We start from the raw sequence: 18,380 nt of genomic DNA on the forward strand, positions 1-18,380 counted from the left end.
AAAGGCAGCCATCGCTGCCTTATCGTGTTAATTACTTTTTTTCTAATCGTTTGGCATATTTCTGTGCTATCACTGCACACACCATTAATTGAATTTGATGGAAAATCATTAATGGCAGCAAAATAATCCCCACTGTTGCCGCTGGAAATAAAACGTTCGCCATCGGCACGCCGTTCGCTAAACTCTTTTTCGAACCACAGAACAGGATGGTAATTTCATCTTCCTTGCTAAATCCAAGAAGGCGCGCTGACATCACGTTAATCACCATCACCACCACTAACACGACGCAAGAAACTAATGTAATGATAAACAATGAATAAGCATCGATAGTTTGCCAGATGCCCTCCACTACCGCTTCACTGAACGCCACGTAAACTACCAGGAGAATCGATGAGCGGTCAGTGGTATTAACCAATCTTTTATGGCGATTAATCCAGTTAGCAATTAACGGGCGGCACAAATGCCCAACAATAAACGGCACCATTAATTGCAACATAATTGAGCCAATCGCGTTCAGAGTGTCCATGGCTTGGCTGCCGTCGGTATCCATTAGTACCCCCACCAAAACAGGTGAGAGGAAAACCCCTAAAATACTGGATGCCGAAGCGCTACAAATTGCGGCAGCAACGTTGCCTCCTGCTACTGAGGTAAATGCAATCGCTGACTGCACGGTTGCTGGCAATGCACATAAATAGAGAAAACCCATATACACCGTCGGTGACATCCAATGAGGCACCATGAAACGTAACGCAATACCAATAATGGGAAAGAGAATAAAAGTGCTAGCAAATACCAGTAAATGAAGCCGCCAGTGCCCCATCCCTGCAACAATAGATTCTCTGGATAACTTAGCTCCATGCATAAAGAACAATAGCGCAATTGCCGCTGTAGTTAAGTGCTGAAAAACGGTTTTGACTTCCCCTTCACAAGGGAAAATACTGGCGATAACAACTACGCCAATCATAATCAACAGAAAAGAGTCTATTTTAAGTTTTGCTAATAAATTCATTCGATTTTCCACAAATAAAAAGCCAGGTTTCACACTGGCAATATGTTGCTGACAAAGAGGGATAAAAGCGTGGTTTTTCCCTCTTTGTGTTATCAGGCGAAAATCAATGAATTGATTTTCCTCGTTAATTATTGCAACCAAAAATAGCCATTTTCAAACCAATTAGGTCTGAAAATCGTCTAAAGCCAGGTTTCACACTGGCTTTATCTTCAACGTTGAACCTTAGAAAATATTTTCGATGGTACGTTTTTCTTTTGCTGATTGGATACCGGCTTCAATCAGTTTCATAATATCGATGGCTTCACTTGGTGTTACTGGATTTGGCTTACCGAGACGGATAGCGTCATGAATAGCTTCATAATAGCCGCCATAGTTGCCTTTTTCATTGTTCCACGCCTTCGTCACCATTTCATCACCTTGTGACAGGGTCACAACTCCATGATTCGGATCTTCCCCCCAATACTCTCCTTGCGGAATCGCGCCGCTTTTTAACGCATCTTCTTGAGTATCCAGACCATATTTCACGTAACTGCCCTTCATTCCGTGAATGGTATAGATTGGCATTGGCGCAGCGGCAAGCGTCGTTGAATGAAGAATCACTTTTTTATCTGCGTAATCCAGCATTGCATGGAAATAATCCACCGCTTCCGCGCCTGGTCGAATAATACCAAGATCCACCGTAATCGCTTTTGGTTTGCCAAAATATTGCAGGACTTGGTCAATAACATGCGGTCCTAAATCGTACCAAATACCTGCTCCCGGAATATTGGCTTCACGCCAGCGTTGTCTAACCACAGGACGAAAACGGTCAAAATGAGATTCATAATATTTAATCTCACCTAAACAACCATCTTGTAGGATTTTTTTCACGGTGCGATAACCTGAATCCCAGCGACGATTATGATAAACCGACAACAATTTACCTGCTTTTTCAGCGCGTTGTTGTAAATCTTCGGCTTCTTTAACGTCGAGCGTAAAGGGTTTATCTACCACCACATGCTTACCCGCCGCTAGCGCTTTACAGGCTAATGGATAGTGAGTGTCATTCGGGGTTGGAATCACCACCAGTTCAATTTCATCATCCGCGAACAGTTCTTCCGGTGTCCCCACCACCTTAACATTAGGATGGTCGGCATGAACTTTGCTCGCATCGCTACTGGAGATTGTGGCTAATTCAAACTCCTCTAACATGGCTAAAAATGGGGCATGGAAAGTTTTGCTGGCATAACCGTACCCGACAATCCCAACTTTAATTGGCTTGGACATGTTGACCTCACATTAGTGGCATATTTTGCTATTTTAAAAAAGTACCATCAGAATGAATCAATTAGCAAATAAATCTATGATAGGATTATTATTTATCTGTATTATTTAATGATAAGGGATCCCTTATTTATGACTTCTGTTTATAACGCAGACCGCATTACTGGCTGGCTATTAGTCCCTGCAAGCTATTTACTGCTGACATTATTTGCTGCTTGCAGCATGACCGTGATGTACTGCATTAAGTTTTATGAGATAGTGACCACCGTTGAAAGCTGGAGTAGTTTCATTACTCCTCAGTGGTATTTATCATTTGCTATTAGCCTCGCTATGTCACTGTTTAGCGTGCATATGGCGCAATTGATGTTTAAACGTTCTCGCCACTTTCCCCGTCGTTTTACTATCTGGTTATTAGCATTAATGTTAATCGGGCTAAAAACCTTCGCTTTTTCCCCGATTGATGACCAGGCAGCCTTACAAATCCTCGCGTGGCCACTCTTAGGAGCTGCTTTTTTCGTCCCGTATATGAAAGTTTCTAAACGCGTGAAAATGACTTTCACACAAGATCGATAAGCATCACAAAAATAGCTTTGATATCATAGCCTCCGTTAAACTGACTGCGGTCAGTTTTTGGGCTTTTTTCTCTCTTCAGGCTATGACATGACCGACTATCTTCTACTTTTTATTGGGACAGTGTTAGTCAACAACTTTGTCCTCGTTAAATTCTTGGGATTATGCCCATTTATGGGTGTATCAAAAAAACTAGAAACTGCCATTGGGATGGGGTTTGCGACAACGTTCGTTATGACTCTCGCCTCTATTTCTTCGTGGCTAATCGATACGTTAATCTTAATCCCACTGGATCTAGTCTATCTGCGCACACTGAGCTTTATCCTTGTGATTGCTGTCGTGGTGCAATTTACCGAAATGGTTGTGAGAAAAACCAGCCCAACGTTATACCGCTTATTGGGGATCTTTTTACCGCTGATCACCACTAACTGCGCGGTTCTTGGGGTGGCCTTATTAAATATCAACCAATCCCATAATTTCTTGCAATCTGCGGTCTATGGCTTTAGCGCCGCCGTCGGATTCTCTTTTGTGATGGTACTTTTCGCGGCTATTCGCGAGCGTTTGGCTGTCGCAAATGTCCCAGCACCTTTTAAAGGTTCGTCAATTGGCCTGATCACGGCAGGGTTAATGTCCCTCGCATTTATGGGCTTTAGTGGTTTGGTGAAATTCTAATGATGTCTTTGTGGATTGCGATTGGCATATTAGCCGTTTTCGGGCTGATCTTTGGTCTGATCTTAGGTTATGCCTCATTACGTTTTAAAGTTGAAGAAGACCCTATTGTTGAAAAACTGGATGCGATTTTACCGCAAAGCCAGTGTGGTCAATGCAGTTATCCGGGGTGCCGCCCCTATGCAGAAGCCGTCGCCAATAACGGTGAGATGATTAACAAATGCGCCCCTGGTGGCGAGCAAGTGATGCTCAAAATAGCCGAGTTAATGAACGTAGATCCTCAGCCGATTGATGGCGATGAAGAGGCACAAAATCCCGTTCGTAAAGTGGCGGTCATCGATGAAGAAAACTGTATTGGTTGCACCAAATGTATTCAAGCTTGCCCTGTGGATGCCATTGTGGGCGCCACTCGCGCTATGCATACCGTGATTGAAGATTTGTGTACAGGCTGTGACCTGTGTGTAGCCCCTTGCCCTACGGATTGTATTGAAATGGTACCGGTTAAAACCACAACCGCTAACTGGAAATGGGATTTAAACACCATTCCTGTTAAAAACATTACGGATGTACCTCTTTCTTCAGTTAAAGAGGGTTCCCATGCTTAATTTATTTAAGTGGTTGAAAAAAGATAATGTTTGGGACTTCGATGGTGGCATTCACCCGCCAGAGATGAAACTGCAATCCAGCCAAACGCCTATGCGAGTGGCTTCCGTCCCTGGCGAATTGATTATTCCGCTACAACAGCATTTAGGACCTGAGGGTGAACTGATTGTTAAGATTGGTGACACCGTCCTTAAAGGGCAGCCGCTTACCAAAGGCTCCGGTCGTACTGTACCTGTCCACGCCTCAACATCAGGAACCATTGTTGCCATTGAGCCAATGGTGACTGCGCACCCTTCAGGGTTAAAAGAGCTGTGTGTCAAAATTAAATCGGATGGTTTAGATACTTGGGCACCTTTGCAGCCCGAGCCTAATTTCCAACAACTTTCACGTGCCGATTTACTCAATAAGATTGAACAAGCGGGTATCGCCGGTCTTGGTGGTGCAGGCTTCCCGACAGCATCCAAGCTAGCGGGCGGTAAAGATGCCATTAAAACATTGATTATCAATGCTGCTGAGTGCGAGCCATACATCACCGCAGATGACCGCTTAATGCAAGAACATGCCCAAGAAGTCATTGAAGGTTGCCGCGTTTTACAACATTTACTCAATCCAGACCAAGTACTTATTGGTATTGAAGATAATAAACCCGAAGCTATCAAGGCATTAAAACGTGCGCTGACGCCTATAGATTCACAGATTTTTGTACGCGTGATCCCAACCAAATACCCATCAGGTGGCGCGAAACAGCTCACAAAAATCTTAACCGGAAAGGAAGTCCCTTCTGGCGCACGTTCTTCCCAAATTGGCGTGTTAATGCAGAACGTCGGTACCGCTGTTGCCATTAAACGCGCGGTGATTGATGGTCAACCACTGATTGAACGTGTCGTAACAGTGACAGGCGAAGCGATTAAACAGCCTGGTAACTTCTGGGCGCGTTTAGGCACTCCCGTTAAGCATCTGCTTCAACAATCTGGTTTTGAACCTGAAAGTGAACAAATGGTGATTATGGGAGGCCCATTAATGGGCTTTACGCTGCCGGATCTGAATGTGCCAGTGGTGAAAATCTGTAACTGTTTATTGGTTCCTACCCAAGAAGAAATGGGTGAAAAGCCAGTCGAAGAAGCCTGCATTCGTTGCGGTTTATGTGTTGATGCCTGCCCTGCGGGATTACTGCCCCAGCAATTATATTGGTTCAGTAAAGGCAACGAACACGAAAAAGCGCAAAAACATAATCTGTTTGACTGCATTGAGTGTGGCGCTTGCGCTTATGTTTGCCCAAGTAATATTCCGTTGGTGCAATATTATCGCCAAGAAAAAGCTGAAATTCGCGAGATAGACCAAGAGGAACGTCGTTCCGCAGAAGCAAAACTGCGCTTTGAAGCCAAACAACAGCGAATGGAACGCGAAAAACTTGCCCGTGAAGAGCGCCATAAAAAAGCGGCTGTTCAAGTGGATACTGCGGATAAAGATGCAGTTAATGCGGCGCTGGCTCGTGTTAAAGCGAAGAAAGCCTCAACCTCTGAACCAATAAAAATTATTTCGGGCGAATTGCCGGATAATAGTGCCGTTATTGCAGCAAGAGAAGCGCGTAAAGCCCAAGCTCGAGCTAAGCAAGCGCAAAAAGTCGCGGAACAAACTCAATCTGATAACTTAGTTATTGCAGACGGCGCTGAGGGTGATGACCCACGCAAAGCTGCAGTCGCTGCTGCCATTGCTCGTGCAAAAGCGAAAAAAGCGGCTGCGCAACAGACTTCAGAGCCTGTTGTTGAAGCGCCTGTTGAAGCCACTGAGGAAGTCGACCCACGCAAAGCTGCCGTCGCTGCCGCAATTGCTCGTGCAAAAGCGAAAAAAGCGGCTGCGCAACAGACTTCAGAGCCCGTTGTTGAAGCTTCAGCTGAAGCCGCTGAGGAAGTCGATCCGCGTAAAGCTGCCGTCGCTGCTGCCATCGCTCGTGCAAAAGCCAAAAAAGCGGCTGCGCAACAGACTTCAGAGCCTGTTGTTGAAGCGCCAGTTGAAGCCGTAGAGGAAGTCGATCCGCGCAAAGCTGCCGTTGCTGCCGCGATTGCTCGTGCAAAAGCCAAAAAAGCGGCTGCACAACAGACTTCAGAGCCTGTTGTTGAAGCGCCTGTTGAAGCCACTGAGGAAGTCGACCCACGCAAAGCTGCCGTCGCTGCCGCAATTGCTCGTGCAAAAGCGAAAAAAGCGGCTGCGCAACAGACTTCAGATCCTGTTGTTGAAGCGCCTGTTGAAGTCGCTGAGGAAGTCGATCCTCGCAAAGCTGCCGTTGCTGCTGCCATTGCTCGTGCAAAAGCGAAAAAAGCGGCTGCACAACAGACTTCAGAGCCTGTTGTTGAAGCGCCAGCTGAAGCCGCTGAGGAAGTCGACCCGCGCAAAGCTGCCGTTGCCGCTGCGATTGCCCGAGTTAAGGCAAAGAAAGCCGCTGCTCAGCGATCTACAGAACCTCAATCAAACGAACAAACCACCACAGAGTAAGTGATAAACAGATGAAATTTAGACCGCTTGATAGCAAAGCACGCCGTTTAAAAATTGCTAGCGCCCCATTTACTCATGATAACCAAAGCACCAGCCAGGTCATGTTTTGGGTTCTGCTTGCCGCTATCCCCGGCATTGCAGTGCAAACCTATTTTTTTGGTGTTGGAACCTTATACCAAATCGCCATTGCGATGGTCACCGCCGCAGTAACGGAAGCCATATCCATCCGCTTACGCCAGCAGCCAGTGTTACCTGTTTTGAAAGATAATTCCGCGATTGTTACCGCGTTATTACTCGGTGTGAGCTTACCGCCATTATCACCTTGGTGGCTGATTGTATTGGGCACTGTATTTGCCATTATTATTGCTAAGCAATGCTACGGCGGCTTGGGGCAAAATCCATTTAACCCTGCGATGGTTGGTTATGTGGTATTGCTGATTTCATTCCCAGTGCAAATGACCAACTGGTTGCCGCCTCAAGAATTGCAACAGCTGCATATTTCAGGCTTTGATAGCTTGATGGTGATCTTTAGTGGGCATACCTCGACGGGAATAACGTTGGATCAATTACGTACCGGTATTGATGGTATGAGCCAAGCGACTCCGTTAGATAGCTTTAAAACGGGCTTACTCACCCATTCTATTTCCGATGTACTACAGCAACCAATCCTGCAAGGCTCTTTAGCCGGTATCGGTTGGCAGTGGGTGAACCTTGCCTATCTGGCAGGCGGATTAATTATGCTAAGCCGTCGCATTATTAGCTGGCATATTCCCGTGGCATTTATTGGAACACTCGCCCTGCTCGCTGTGGTTAGCTGGTTAATTGACGATAGCCGCTATTCCCCACCATTAATCCAATTATTGTCAGGGGCGACTATGTTGGGCGCATTCTTTATTGCCACCGACCCAGTTACTGCTTCAACCACACCAAAAGGACGGATTATTTTTGGTGTATTAATTGGCTTTTTAGTGTGGGTGATCCGCGTTTACGGTGGGTATCCTGATGCCATCGCCTTTGCTGTCTTACTTGCCAATATCACCGTACCGTTAATCGACCACTATACGCAGCCTCGCGCGTATGGACATAAGTAAGGAGCCAGCATGTTAAATACAATGCGCCGTCATGGCACAATCTTGGCTCTGTTCGCGGCGGGTACAACTGCACTGAGCGCCGCTGTATATACGCTAACGAAAGATATCATTGCGGAACAAGCCGCTATCGTGCAGAAGAAATTACTCGACCAAGTAGTGCCTGAATCCTTATATGACAATGAGCTCGCCAAAGAGTGCTATCTAGTCACCAATGAAGCTATACTGGGAAATAAACTCCCTCGACATCTGTATATTGCCCGTAAGGATGGTCAGCCTGTTGCAGCGGCTTTAGAAAGCACGGCTCCCGATGGATATTCCGGTGCGATCCACTTGTTAGTTGGTGCAGATTTTAAAGGCAATGTTTTGGGTGTACGCGTCACAGAACACCATGAAACACCAGGGCTTGGGGATAAAATTGAAACCCGCATTTCTGATTGGATCACCCATTTTACGGGCAAAAAGTTAGAGTCTGCGCAAGACCCTCATTGGGCAGTGAAAAAAGATGGTGGTGATTTTGATCAATTTACAGGCGCCACAATCACGCCTCGTGCAGTTGTCAATGCCACAAAACGTACCGCGGCATTTATCCAAACGGTACCTGAAGAATTAGCGAATTACCCAATTTGTGGGGATGAATAATGAGTAGCGAAACTAAAGAATTATTTGCACAAGGGTTATGGAAGAATAACTCTGCATTAGTACAACTACTGGGTTTATGCCCATTATTAGCGGTATCATCAACAGCGACTAACGCATTAGGTTTGGGGCTAGCAACAACCCTCGTTCTCGTCTGCACTAACGTAGCAGTATCCGCATTTCGTCGCTGGGTTCCTGCTGAAATCCGTATTCCTATTTATGTGATGATTATCGCCTCCGTGGTGAGCGCCGTACAAATGCTGATCAACGCGTATGCGTTTGGTTTGTATGAATCGCTGGGGATCTTTATTCCGCTGATTGTCACAAACTGTATCGTCATTGGACGCGCTGAAGCTTATGCTTCTCGCAACACAGTGCCTTTATCTGCCGTCGATGGTCTGGCGATGGGATTAGGAGCAACAGCCGCACTGTTTGTACTGGGTGCTATACGTGAAATTCTTGGTAACGGCACCTTGTTCGATGGCGCTGATCTACTGCTAGGTTCATGGGCAAAATCGTTACGGATAGAAGTCTTACACCTTGACTCACCCTTTTTACTCGCTATGCTGCCACCGGGCGCGTTTATTGGCTTAGCCTTAATGCTAGCTGGTAAATACCTTATTGATGAAAAAATGAAAAAGCGCACGGCGCTAAAATCAGGTCAACAACCTGCTCGTGAATACCAAAAAGAACAAGGTTGTGGCACTCATATTTCTTAAATTTGAAGCTTTGTGAGCAATGAATAAAACTAAACGAATCGAAATTCTCACTCGCCTGCGCGATAACAATCCTCATCCGACAACGGAGCTAGAATTTAGCTCCCCTTTTGAATTACTGATTTCAGTGCTGCTGTCTGCGCAAGCCACCGATGTCAGCGTCAACAAAGCGACGGCAAAACTTTATCCGGTCGCCAATACGCCAGAGCAAATGGTCGCTCTCGGCGTTGATGGCATCAAAGAGTATATTAAAACCATTGGGTTATTTAATACCAAAGCCGAAAGCGTCTATAAAACCTGCCAGATCCTGATTGAAAAACATCATAGCCAAGTCCCTGAAAACCGCGAGGCATTAGAAGCTTTGCCAGGTGTTGGACGTAAAACGGCAAACGTTGTGCTCAATACCGCCTTTGGCTGGCCAACCATTGCCGTTGATACCCATATCTTCCGCGTGTGTAATCGCACCAAGTTTGCTCCCGGCAAAGATGTTGTGGAAGTCGAGGAAAAACTATTAAAAGTGGTTCCTGCTGAATTTAAAGTCGACTGCCACCACTGGTTTATTCTCCATGGTCGTTATACCTGTATCGCCCGCAAACCGCGCTGTGGATCTTGCATCATTGAAGATCTTTGCGAGTTTAAAGATAAAATTTACCCTGAAAATTAATCAACTTAGCCCAAGATGCGAATTTCCACACAGTTATAAAGTCATTCGCATTTTTTTCTTGCTCTAAGACTTTGTCTTACGCAACAATAGAGCCAAACTCAACATCAAATAAACGGTAAGTATGTTTCAAGACAACCCATTATTAGCGCAACTCAAACAAACGTTGCATGCCAAAACACCTCGCGTCGAAGGTCTGGTAAAAAGCACTGAAAAAGGCTTTGGCTTTTTAGAAGTCGATGGACAAAAAAGCTATTTCATTCCACCGCCGCAAATGAAAAAAGTGATGCACGGGGATAGAATTTCTGCCGCTGTTCATACGGATAAAGACCGTGAATTTGCCGAGCCTGAAGAGCTTATCGAGCCATTCCTTAACCGTTTTGTTGGTAAAATTCAGAAGAAAGATAACGACAATCGCCTGTTCGTTATTCCTGATCACCCACTGCTAAAAGATGCTATCTCCTGTCGCCCAATCAATGGTATCACTCATGAATTTAAGCAAGGTGACTGGGTTGTCGCAGAAATGCGTCGCCATCCATTAAAAGGCGACAAAGGTTTCTACGCAGAAATTACAGAATATATTACCTTCGGTGATGACCATTTCGCACCGTGGTGGGTTACGTTACGCCGTCACCAATTAGATCGCGCTGAGCCTGCAATGGTGGAAAGTGAGCGTGATGATGAAGGCTTAGAACGTGTTGATTTAACTGACCTTCACTTTGTCACCATCGACAGTGCAAGCACTGAAGATATGGATGATGCGCTGTATATCGAAAAAACCGCTGAAGGCAACCTGAAACTGTATATCGCGATTGCCGACCCAACCAGTTATATCAAAGAAGGTAGTGAGTTGGATAAACTGGCATTAGCCCGTTCATTCACTAACTACCTGCCAGGCTTCAACATTCCAATGTTGCCTCGCCAACTGTCTGATGATTTATGTTCACTGCGTCCTAATGCTCGTCGCCCTGCTCTGGTTTGCGTTACGCAGATCCTGCAAGACGGTGCCATTGATAGCAATATTGAGTTCTTCAGTGCGTGGGTTGAATCGAAAACTAAGTTAGTTTATGACGAAGTTTCTGATTGGTTAGAAGAAGCTGGTTCTTGGAAACCACAGTCTGACGCTGATACTCAGCAAATCCTGCTATTAAAAGAGATGGCTGATAAGCGCTTACAGTGGCGCCATAATAATGCCTTAGTCTTCAAAGATAGACCGGATTACCGTTTTGTTTTAGACGAAAATGGCAACGTGGTGGATATCGTCTCAGAAAGCCGTCGTACTGCAAATCGCATTGTTGAAGAAGCGATGATCACCGCTAACTTATGTGCGGCTAACGTGCTGAAAAACAAATTAGGTTTCGGTATATTTAACGTCCATATGGGCTTTGAACCTCTGCAAATCGAACAAGTGGTTCAGACCTTGAAAGATAATGGCATCGAAGCAAAAGGCGAAGAGCTATTAACCCTTGAAGGTTTCCGTCAATTACGTCGCCTCTTGGATTCACAGCCGACTCAATTCTTAGATAGTCGTATTCGTCGCTTCCAAACTTTTGCGGAAGTGAAAGCGGATCCGGGTCCTCACTTTGGTCTAGGCTTTGACGCGTATGCCACATGGACATCGCCAATTCGTAAATACACCGATATCGTCAACCACCGTTTGCTGAAATCGATTATTGCGGGCGCTCCAACACCCGAAAAACCAAGCGAAGAGTTATCCCTTAAGCTGGCAGAACGCCGCCGTGCTAACCGTATGGCTGAGCGCGATGTGGGTGATTGGTTATATTCCCGCTATCTGAAACCGTTTGAAGGCACTGATACTAAGTTCCCTGCGGAAATTATCGATATTACTCGCGGTGGTGTGCGTGTACGTTTAGTGGATAACGGCGCCGTTGCCTTTATTCCTGCGCCATTCCTGCACAGTGTTCGTGATGAAATTCAGTGCAGCCAAGAGACTGGCAGTGTGTTGATCAAAGGCGAAAAAGCCTATCAATTAAACGATATTATTGATGTCAATATCGCCGAAGTGCGTATGGAAACCCGTAATATCGTGGCTCGCCCAGCCGCGTAGTCATTCTCCATTTCGTATCAAAAAGGCCATCACCTTAAGTGATGGTCTTTTTTCGTTTGGTCAAAATACATTCAATATGAATAGGTTAGCATTTAATGTTAAACATCTAACGTTTCTTGACATTTCTTTCTGATTATTCCGATCCGCCTATTCTTTTTTCATGATATTTTATTTTGGCTATATGCTAATACGTAATTATCATTATAAAAATAAGTTGGAGTAAACATCATGAAACGCATCCTCTCTTTTGTCATTATCGCAACGGTGGCACTGGGTCTCAGTGCTTGTTCAAATATGTCAAAACAGAATAAAAACACAGCGATTGGAGCGACTGTCGGTGCTGTTGGAGGCGCAATATTAACGGATGGAAGCGCACTGGGCACAGTAGGCGGCGCGGCTATCGGCGGGATTATTGGACATCAAGTGAAGAAGTAAATTTAACACACACTTTAATGACAAATGGGGGAATAATTTCCCCCATTTTTATTAGGATGGTTATTTTTTAAATATTGCTAATCAACCACCGGCCAATTTAACTTGGTAGCCTTTAGCTTCAAGTAATTGTTTCAGCAAGTCACGCTTATCACCTTGGATTTCGATATCACCATCTTTTACTGCACCGCCGCAACCGCATTTTTTCTTCAATTCAGCGGCCAGCTTTGTCAATTCCGCATCATCCAGATCTAAGCCCGTCACAACGCAAACCCCCTTGCCTTTACGACCGGATGTTTCACGGCGAATACGCACGATACCATCGCCTTTTGGACGCTCGGCTTTCGGTTTTTCTTCCTCAATGCGTCCTATATCTGTGCTATAGACGAGACGGCTGTTAGCGTCACTCATGCGATATCCTTAATGGATTGGTTAATTTGTTGTAGGGTCAGCGCTGGGTCTTCACTACGGGTGATCGGACGCCCAATTACCATATAATCGACACCTACTTCAATCGCTTGTTGTGGGGTCATAATACGACGCTGGTCACCCACTTCGCTGCCTACAGGACGAATACCTGGCGTGACTAACTTGAATTCTTGCCCGCATACTGCTTTTAGCGCTTTTGCTTCGTGTGCTGAGCACACGACGCCATCAAGACCACACTGCTTAGTTAACAGCGCTAAACGCTCAGCATGCTCTGCCGGCGTTAAATTAATACCAACACCCGCTAAATCCGATGCATCCATACTGGTTAATACGGTGACAGCCGTTAATAAAGGAGCATCTTTACCATAACTTTCAAGAGCTTGGCGTGCCGCCTCCATCATTCGTGCGCCGCCGCTAGCGTGAACATTCACCATCCAAACGCCCATTTCTGCCGCTGCGGAAACTGCACGAGCAACCGTATTCGGAATATCATGGAATTTAAGATCCAGAAAAACATCAAAACCACGGTCATGGAGTGACTTAACAAATTGAGGACCATTAAATGTGAACATTTCTTTGCCCACTTTCAAGCGACAGTCGCGCGGGTCAATCCTATCAACAAATGCGAGTGCGGCATCTGCAGTTTCATAGTCTAGAGCCACAATGATAGGCGAGTCAGTGTTTACGCGAACGAGGTTCTCAGTTGAGGAGATCATTTCATAGCCTTTATTGAGTATTGTCAGAAATTAAAAGTGACGCTGTCACTGACCATCCAGCCCGCGAATTGGCTTGATGGTGTCCCAAGAGCGACAAGATGGACAGTGCCAATAGAGCGAACGGGAGGTAAAACCACATTTGTGGCAACGGTAATCCGGTTTAGTACGAATTTGCTCACCCACCATTTTACGCAGCAAAATCAAGCTCTCTTTGGCTCGACCTTCTTCCGCTTCCGCCAGATGGTAATCCATCAAACGGTAGAATAAGCGCATGGTTGGATGACGTTGAATTTGGTCATTGATATAGCTAGCAGCCGCTTCATGATTCTGCTTTTCAACAATAATATCGGCGAGATAAAGCTCGGCAATTGCCCCTGTATTTCCATCAACACATTGACGCAAATAGGTTTCCCAGCCTTCCGCCAGCCCAGTGTGTCGATAGCATTCGTACAGCATTGGCAGCGTTTCAGACACCAGTTCTCTATCTTGATGATAAACCTGCACTAAGGAAGAAATCGCTTTATCATAATTGCCTTGCTCGATAAAAATACGCCCTTTCATAATCGAAACGCGTGCGCAGTTTTTGTCAGCTTGCTCGCCTTTATTTAATAGGCTTAAGGCTTCGTCGATATCATCACTCGCCAATTCTTGAGTCGCCAACTCACAGTAGAAATGGGCGATTTGTTCCCGTAACTCTTCAGAGCCTAATTTCACCAGCTTGGTTGCCGTTTCAATCGCTTTACCCCAGTCACTGGTTAACTGATAAATCGATAACAAAGATTGCAGCGCACTCTGTTTAAAATCCACTTCATCGGTTAATTGCTGGAACATGTTTTCGGCACGGTCATACACACCCGCGGCCATATAATCGCGACCAAGCTGTTGAGTGGCTAATAAACGTTGTTCAAAAGAAAGCGCGGCACTTTCCACCAGCGACTGGTGAATACGAATCGCGCGTTCAACTTCGCCACGAGAACGGAATAAGTTACCGAGAGTTAAGTGAGCTTCAAAGGCGGAGCTATCTTCCGTTTTGAGCATTTCGAGGAATAAATCAACGGCTTTATCTTGTTGATTAGATAATAGGAAGTTGACGCCTGTCACGTAGTCACGGGACAAGCGATTTGCATGCTGCTGCTTATCTTGCTGAGCACTTCTGCGCCCCATGTACCAGCCATATGCAGCGGCAACAGGTAGCAACAGAAAAAGCAACTCGAACATTGAGGATTATTCCTTGTTCTGAGCTGTCACTAATTCGGTTGAGTCAGAAATAGTTTTCTCTCCAGCACCTAATTGTGATTCTAAACGTCTAATTTTACGACGTGCATTCTTAAGGCTAACAATGGTACGCAAATAGAACACCGCACACACCAGCCACCCCAGCACAAAACCGACACCAAACAAGGTTGCAAGTAAGGAAGATAAAGAAAAATCCCCTTTTGCAATCAGGTAGTTAAATGTAATAACCTGATCATTGCTTGAACCTAGCGTAATCGACACAATAAAAACGGCGACCGCTAGTAATAAAATCAGAAAATATTTCACATTTTTTCCCGTTATCAGTTCTTATCGTTCCAAAACATATCTCTGATAAGGTAGCATTTTCAGCGCATTCAGACAAAGTAAATTATTCGCCTGCCAAGAGTATTCGCTCTAAAAACCGCCCTTTTTCATCATGATAATCCGATTAGCGTTAAATTCATTTCTCTAAGAATCGAGATTGATATATCCAGTAACCTAACAACGCGAAAAGCGCACTCATCAACGTGGAGGCAATAATATCAAGGGGCCAATGCATTCCTAGTAGCATACGGCTTAATCCGATGCCCTGCGCCCAGCATAATATGATGATTCCCAATGCATATTGACGTTGTTGCCAAAACAGCGCAATTAATAGCAATGCCCATCCCGCAGCAAAGAACATATGACCTGAAGGAAATGAGTAGCCCGTTTCTGCCTGCCAATGTTTACGCTGCCATTTAGGAATAAGCGTATTCGACTTCACGGTATTTTTAATTAAATCCGCTCGCGCCCCACGTTTTAAATCATAAAATTCCTGATGGGGAATTTGATAGGTTTTCTCCAGCCACACCACATAGGGACGCGGTTCTTGGAAGGTGCTTTTCATTAAGGATTTCACCCCTTGCGCACCGAGAATACATAATGCGATAACCACCAGCAACTTTAGCCATTGATTCCGCTTATGACGAAAGACGATTAACGTTAAAAGAGTTAAAAATACAAACGTCACATAGCTATAAGGCAATCCCGCGCTATCCGTCAACCAAAGTAGCCATTTCATCGATGGCTGATGCTCAGGAGTCCACTGCCAGCCTGTGGCTATCATAACTATCGGCGGTAACAGCAAAAAAATGACACTTATTGCGATAAGGTAGGCACTCTTTCTCATCTAGAATATTCCTTACGTTTTAATTATTTCCTAATTAACAAATTTTACATAGCCTGCAAATATCTCTGTTATAGTAGTATAGCGTCGGCTGTGTGCAAAGAATGCCGGACTCTATATGCAAACGTCATATAGCATCGATATATTTAACTTTAGTGACCATATTACTTTAGTACCATATCGATTTACGTGTTTAATTCAGCAAGAGTTACTTTAACTAATGAAAGAAAATATGCAGCTAAAACGTATTGCCGAAGCCAAACTACCTACCCCTTTCGGTGAATTCCTAATGGTAGGGTTTGAAGAAATCGCAACAGGTCGTGACCACGTCGCGCTGATTTTTGGTGATATTACAGGCGCAACGCCAGTACTCAGTCGAATTCATTCCGAATGCTTAACTGGCGATGCATTATTTAGTTTACGTTGTGACTGTGGTTTTCAATTAGAAGCTGCGCTCAAGCAAATTAGTGAAGAAGGCCGTGGGGTACTGCTGTATCACCGCCAAGAAGGTCGTAATATTGGGTTACTGAACAAAATCCGTGCTTATGCATTGCAAGACCAAGGATTAGATACCGTTGAAGCTAACCTAAAATTAGGATTTAAAGCCGACGAACGTGATTTTACCCTGTGTTCTGATATGTATAAATTATTAGGCATTAATGAAGTTCGCTTACTGACTAATAACCCGAAAAAAATTGATATTATGCGTGAAGCGGGTATCAACGTCGTTGAACGTGTGCCATTAATTGTTGGACGAAATCCTAGCAATGAACATTATTTAGATGTGAAAGCACAAAAAATGGGTCATATGTTATTTAAGCACCAATAATTATCCTTCTCAATCAGGAGGAGTGTCCCTTGCTCTTCCTATTATTCTTGCCTTAATTCCCATTTTCATCATAACAGTCGAATCCATAACATTTGACGAGTGCTATATTCACATTCTTTTTATAAGGTTTATACTGTTCACAACTTAATACCATTCATAATTAAATACACCGAAAAATAAGAGTGGAACATTCCCACATAATAATCCGAATGGGAAATGTCTATTTTTCGTCTACCAAGGAGATAGTGTGAATAACCTGCATTCCATCCAGCGCATGAGAAGACTGCGTAAAAGTGAACAATTCCGCGACCTATTCCAAGAAACCCACCTCTCCATCAATGACTTATGCTTGCCTATTTTCGTTGAAGAAGGCTTAGACGATTACGCACCGATTGCGAGTATGCCTGGCGTTGTGCGTATTCCAGAAAAACGCTTAGCCTATGAAATTGAGCGTATTGCAAAAGCCGGCATTAAATCTGTTATGACCTTCGGTGTGTCTCATCACTTAGATGAAAATGGTAGCGATGCATGGCAAGACAATGGTCTGGTGGCTCGTATGTCTCGTATCTGTAAAGAGACCGTCCCAGAAATGATTGTGATGTCGGATACTTGTTTTTGCGAATATACGTCTCACGGCCACTGCGGTGTGATGCACGGTGATGTGGTTGATAACGACCAAACTATCCATAATTTAGGTCTGCAAGCCGTTGCTGCTGCGCGTGCCGGTGCTGACTTTATCGCTCCTTCTGCTGCAATGGATGGGCAAGTTGCCGCAATCCGCCATGCACTTGATGAAGCAGGATTTACCGATACAGCGATTATGTCTTACTCCACGAAATTCGCATCAGCTCTATACGGCCCATTCCGTGATGCAGCAGGTTCATGTTTAAAAGGTGACCGTAAGACTTACCAAATGAACCCAATGAACCGCCGTGAAGCGCTGCACGAGTCGCTGATTGATATGCAAGAAGGCGCAGATGCGCTGATGGTAAAACCCGCGGGTGCTTACTTAGATATTATCCGTGACCTACGTGAGTGTACCCAATTGCCTATTGGTGCGTATCAAGTCAGTGGTGAATACGCCATGATCAAATTTGCCGCGCAAGCAGGTGCAATTGATGAAACTCGCGTCACGTTAGAAAGCTTAGGGTCCATTAAACGCGCTGGAGCAGATTTAATCTTTACTTATTTCGCACTGCAATTAGCTGAAAATAAGATCCTGTAGTCTCTCTTTAAGATAATAAAACGCCGATACTGGATATAAATACAGTATCGGCGTTTTTGTTCTTTTGTTCATTTCCGCTCATTTATTCAACGATATGAAGATTAACTCGCCTTTTTCTGTTGGAATTCTAGCTGCTCGGATAGCCGGTCTGCATACATTTTTGCTGTTTCTGGGGTCAGTAGCCCTGCAATCAGGAGATCTTTTTTACCATTTGCAAGGTCAGCAACGACGCCCCATGTTTCGATATCCATAGCTTCACAATCAAGTTCGTGATCGGTGACAGGCAAAATATCAAAGAAATCTTTTAGTGGTGCAATAGAAATTGCGGTGTACTCGGCATTCAAGCCTAATGGGAACTCTTTATCTGCATATAATCTTAAATCATGGACTTCGGTTTCTGGGGTTCTCATGACAACTGAATAAAGATTCGGAATATGTTCTAAAATGTCACGAACTTCATCATTCGCACCCGCACAATGTGAAGTGCTTAATAGAATGTCTGCCGCCCATAATGCACCCTTGAAAAAATCAGTTTCATTGATATTTGCCATATTGATTTCCTTTAC

The 18,380-nt window shown here is 44.7% G+C and carries 20 protein-coding genes; 12 read left to right on the forward strand and 8 right to left on the reverse strand.

Going from position 1 to position 18,380, the window contains the following annotated elements; genetic code table 11:
• Positions 1-31: 31 nt before the first annotated feature.
• Entirely contained in the window at positions 32-1,009 is a 978-nt protein-coding gene (locus tag ACIH2S_RS09730) for a bile acid:sodium symporter family protein (protein WP_108478099.1), read from the reverse strand.
• A gap of 222 nt (positions 1,010-1,231) precedes the next feature.
• Positions 1,232-2,275 (reverse strand): oxidoreductase, encoded by a 1,044-nt coding sequence (locus ACIH2S_RS09735; RefSeq protein ID WP_108478098.1) that lies wholly within the window; start codon positions 2,273-2,275, stop codon positions 1,232-1,234.
• A 129-nt stretch (positions 2,276-2,404) separates the two neighbouring features.
• Here ACIH2S_RS09735 and ACIH2S_RS09740 point away from each other — a divergent pair, with 129 nt between their 5' ends.
• From ACIH2S_RS09740 to osmB, 10 genes are all read left to right on the forward strand, one after another.
• Positions 2,405-2,845: a DUF2569 domain-containing protein gene (locus ACIH2S_RS09740; protein ID WP_036952319.1), complete on the forward strand. Its 441-nt coding sequence runs from the start codon at positions 2,405-2,407 to the stop codon at positions 2,843-2,845.
• An 87-nt stretch (positions 2,846-2,932) separates the two neighbouring features.
• On the forward strand, positions 2,933-3,514 hold the full coding sequence (gene rsxA / locus ACIH2S_RS09745; RefSeq protein ID WP_036952315.1) for an electron transport complex subunit RsxA: 582 nt from the start codon (positions 2,933-2,935) through the stop codon (positions 3,512-3,514).
• Positions 3,514-4,116 carry an electron transport complex subunit RsxB gene (gene rsxB, locus ACIH2S_RS09750; RefSeq protein ID WP_036952312.1) on the forward strand — a complete coding sequence of 201 codons (603 nt, stop codon included), beginning with the start codon at positions 3,514-3,516 and terminating at the stop codon, positions 4,114-4,116. Before rsxA ends, rsxB begins: the two co-directional genes overlap by 1 nt.
• On the forward strand, positions 4,109-6,607 hold the full coding sequence (gene rsxC / locus ACIH2S_RS09755; protein ID WP_430247329.1) for an electron transport complex subunit RsxC: 2,499 nt from the start codon (positions 4,109-4,111) through the stop codon (positions 6,605-6,607). Before rsxB ends, rsxC begins: the two co-directional genes overlap by 8 nt.
• Before the next feature lie 11 nt (positions 6,608-6,618).
• Complete coding sequence (rsxD, locus tag ACIH2S_RS09760; RefSeq protein WP_036956568.1) at positions 6,619-7,698, forward strand: electron transport complex subunit RsxD; 1,080 nt, start codon at positions 6,619-6,621, stop codon at positions 7,696-7,698.
• 9 nt (positions 7,699-7,707) lie between these two features.
• Positions 7,708-8,337 (forward strand): electron transport complex subunit RsxG, encoded by a 630-nt coding sequence (gene rsxG, locus ACIH2S_RS09765; RefSeq protein WP_036956566.1) that lies wholly within the window; start codon positions 7,708-7,710, stop codon positions 8,335-8,337.
• Positions 8,337-9,053 carry an electron transport complex subunit E gene (locus ACIH2S_RS09770; RefSeq protein WP_108478095.1) on the forward strand — a complete coding sequence of 239 codons (717 nt, stop codon included), beginning with the start codon at positions 8,337-8,339 and terminating at the stop codon, positions 9,051-9,053. The genes rsxG and ACIH2S_RS09770 overlap by 1 nt, the downstream gene beginning before the upstream one ends.
• A gap of 19 nt (positions 9,054-9,072) precedes the next feature.
• Positions 9,073-9,714 carry an endonuclease III gene (nth, locus tag ACIH2S_RS09775; RefSeq protein WP_036956562.1) on the forward strand — a complete coding sequence of 214 codons (642 nt, stop codon included), beginning with the start codon at positions 9,073-9,075 and terminating at the stop codon, positions 9,712-9,714.
• A 121-nt stretch (positions 9,715-9,835) separates the two neighbouring features.
• Positions 9,836-11,779 carry an exoribonuclease II gene (locus ACIH2S_RS09780; RefSeq protein WP_108478094.1) on the forward strand — a complete coding sequence of 648 codons (1,944 nt, stop codon included), beginning with the start codon at positions 9,836-9,838 and terminating at the stop codon, positions 11,777-11,779.
• Positions 11,780-12,007: 228 nt separating this feature from the next.
• Positions 12,008-12,214: an osmotically-inducible lipoprotein OsmB gene (gene osmB / locus ACIH2S_RS09785; protein WP_006659769.1), complete on the forward strand. Its 207-nt coding sequence runs from the start codon at positions 12,008-12,010 to the stop codon at positions 12,212-12,214.
• Between the two features lie 81 nt (positions 12,215-12,295).
• On the opposite strand, the gene yciH is transcribed toward osmB, so the two are convergent.
• The 5 genes from yciH to ACIH2S_RS09810 all read right to left on the reverse strand — a co-directional run bounded on the left by yciH (position 12,296) and on the right by ACIH2S_RS09810 (position 15,763).
• Entirely contained in the window at positions 12,296-12,622 is a 327-nt protein-coding gene (gene yciH, locus ACIH2S_RS09790) for a stress response translation initiation inhibitor YciH (RefSeq protein ID WP_036956560.1), read from the reverse strand.
• Positions 12,619-13,356 carry an orotidine-5'-phosphate decarboxylase gene (pyrF, locus tag ACIH2S_RS09795; protein WP_036956559.1) on the reverse strand — a complete coding sequence of 246 codons (738 nt, stop codon included), beginning with the start codon at positions 13,354-13,356 and terminating at the stop codon, positions 12,619-12,621. The genes yciH and pyrF overlap by 4 nt, the downstream gene beginning before the upstream one ends.
• Positions 13,357-13,401: 45 nt before the next feature.
• A complete protein-coding gene (lapB, locus tag ACIH2S_RS09800; RefSeq protein ID WP_036956558.1) occupies positions 13,402-14,574 on the reverse strand; it encodes a lipopolysaccharide assembly protein LapB in 1,173 nt (390 codons plus the stop codon).
• Between the two features lie 6 nt (positions 14,575-14,580).
• Positions 14,581-14,898: a LapA family protein gene (locus tag ACIH2S_RS09805; protein WP_006659765.1), complete on the reverse strand. Its 318-nt coding sequence runs from the start codon at positions 14,896-14,898 to the stop codon at positions 14,581-14,583.
• Between the two features lie 154 nt (positions 14,899-15,052).
• On the reverse strand, positions 15,053-15,763 hold the full coding sequence (locus ACIH2S_RS09810) for a phosphatase PAP2 family protein (protein WP_108478093.1): 711 nt from the start codon (positions 15,761-15,763) through the stop codon (positions 15,053-15,055).
• A gap of 229 nt (positions 15,764-15,992) precedes the next feature.
• Here ACIH2S_RS09810 and ribA point away from each other — a divergent pair, with 229 nt between their 5' ends.
• Both ribA and hemB read left to right on the forward strand, forming a co-directional pair.
• Positions 15,993-16,589 (forward strand): GTP cyclohydrolase II, encoded by a 597-nt coding sequence (ribA, locus tag ACIH2S_RS09815; RefSeq protein ID WP_036956569.1) that lies wholly within the window; start codon positions 15,993-15,995, stop codon positions 16,587-16,589.
• 247 nt (positions 16,590-16,836) lie between these two features.
• Positions 16,837-17,814, forward strand: a complete 978-nt coding sequence (gene hemB / locus ACIH2S_RS09820; protein WP_036956556.1) for a porphobilinogen synthase — start codon at positions 16,837-16,839, stop codon at positions 17,812-17,814.
• A 101-nt stretch (positions 17,815-17,915) separates the two neighbouring features.
• On the opposite strand, the gene ACIH2S_RS09825 is transcribed toward hemB, so the two are convergent.
• Complete coding sequence (locus tag ACIH2S_RS09825; RefSeq protein ID WP_036956555.1) at positions 17,916-18,365, reverse strand: hypothetical protein; 450 nt, start codon at positions 18,363-18,365, stop codon at positions 17,916-17,918.
• Positions 18,366-18,380 lie beyond the last annotated feature (15 nt).

Source organism: Providencia lanzhouensis (assembly GCF_050469745.1).
Lineage (GTDB): Bacteria > Pseudomonadota > Gammaproteobacteria > Enterobacterales > Enterobacteriaceae > Providencia > Providencia lanzhouensis.

What these genes read in the sequence shown, in the direction of transcription:
- ACIH2S_RS09810 (WP_108478093.1), bottom strand. Translation starts at nt 15,763, where the DNA reads ATGAGAAAGAGTGCCTACCTTATCGCAATAAGTGTCATTTTTTTGCTG.
- lapB (WP_036956558.1), bottom strand. Translation starts at nt 14,574, where the DNA reads ATGTTCGAGTTGCTTTTTCTGTTGCTACCTGTTGCCGCTGCATATGGC.
- ACIH2S_RS09770 (WP_108478095.1), top strand. Translation starts at nt 8,337, where the DNA reads ATGAGTAGCGAAACTAAAGAATTATTTGCACAAGGGTTATGGAAGAAT.
- ribA (WP_036956569.1), top strand. Translation starts at nt 15,993, where the DNA reads ATGCAGCTAAAACGTATTGCCGAAGCCAAACTACCTACCCCTTTCGGT.
- pyrF (WP_036956559.1), bottom strand. Translation starts at nt 13,356, where the DNA reads ATGATCTCCTCAACTGAGAACCTCGTTCGCGTAAACACTGACTCGCCT.
- ACIH2S_RS09825 (WP_036956555.1), bottom strand. Translation starts at nt 18,365, where the DNA reads ATGGCAAATATCAATGAAACTGATTTTTTCAAGGGTGCATTATGGGCG.
- ACIH2S_RS09730 (WP_108478099.1), bottom strand. Translation starts at nt 1,009, where the DNA reads ATGAATTTATTAGCAAAACTTAAAATAGACTCTTTTCTGTTGATTATG.
- ACIH2S_RS09740 (WP_036952319.1), top strand. Translation starts at nt 2,405, where the DNA reads ATGACTTCTGTTTATAACGCAGACCGCATTACTGGCTGGCTATTAGTC.
- rsxB (WP_036952312.1), top strand. Translation starts at nt 3,514, where the DNA reads ATGATGTCTTTGTGGATTGCGATTGGCATATTAGCCGTTTTCGGGCTG.
- rsxG (WP_036956566.1), top strand. Translation starts at nt 7,708, where the DNA reads ATGTTAAATACAATGCGCCGTCATGGCACAATCTTGGCTCTGTTCGCG.
- osmB (WP_006659769.1), top strand. Translation starts at nt 12,008, where the DNA reads ATGAAACGCATCCTCTCTTTTGTCATTATCGCAACGGTGGCACTGGGT.
- ACIH2S_RS09735 (WP_108478098.1), bottom strand. Translation starts at nt 2,275, where the DNA reads ATGTCCAAGCCAATTAAAGTTGGGATTGTCGGGTACGGTTATGCCAGC.
- nth (WP_036956562.1), top strand. Translation starts at nt 9,073, where the DNA reads ATGAATAAAACTAAACGAATCGAAATTCTCACTCGCCTGCGCGATAAC.
- yciH (WP_036956560.1), bottom strand. Translation starts at nt 12,622, where the DNA reads ATGAGTGACGCTAACAGCCGTCTCGTCTATAGCACAGATATAGGACGC.
- rsxC (WP_430247329.1), top strand. Translation starts at nt 4,109, where the DNA reads ATGCTTAATTTATTTAAGTGGTTGAAAAAAGATAATGTTTGGGACTTC.
- rsxD (WP_036956568.1), top strand. Translation starts at nt 6,619, where the DNA reads ATGAAATTTAGACCGCTTGATAGCAAAGCACGCCGTTTAAAAATTGCT.
- rsxA (WP_036952315.1), top strand. Translation starts at nt 2,933, where the DNA reads ATGACCGACTATCTTCTACTTTTTATTGGGACAGTGTTAGTCAACAAC.
- ACIH2S_RS09780 (WP_108478094.1), top strand. Translation starts at nt 9,836, where the DNA reads ATGTTTCAAGACAACCCATTATTAGCGCAACTCAAACAAACGTTGCAT.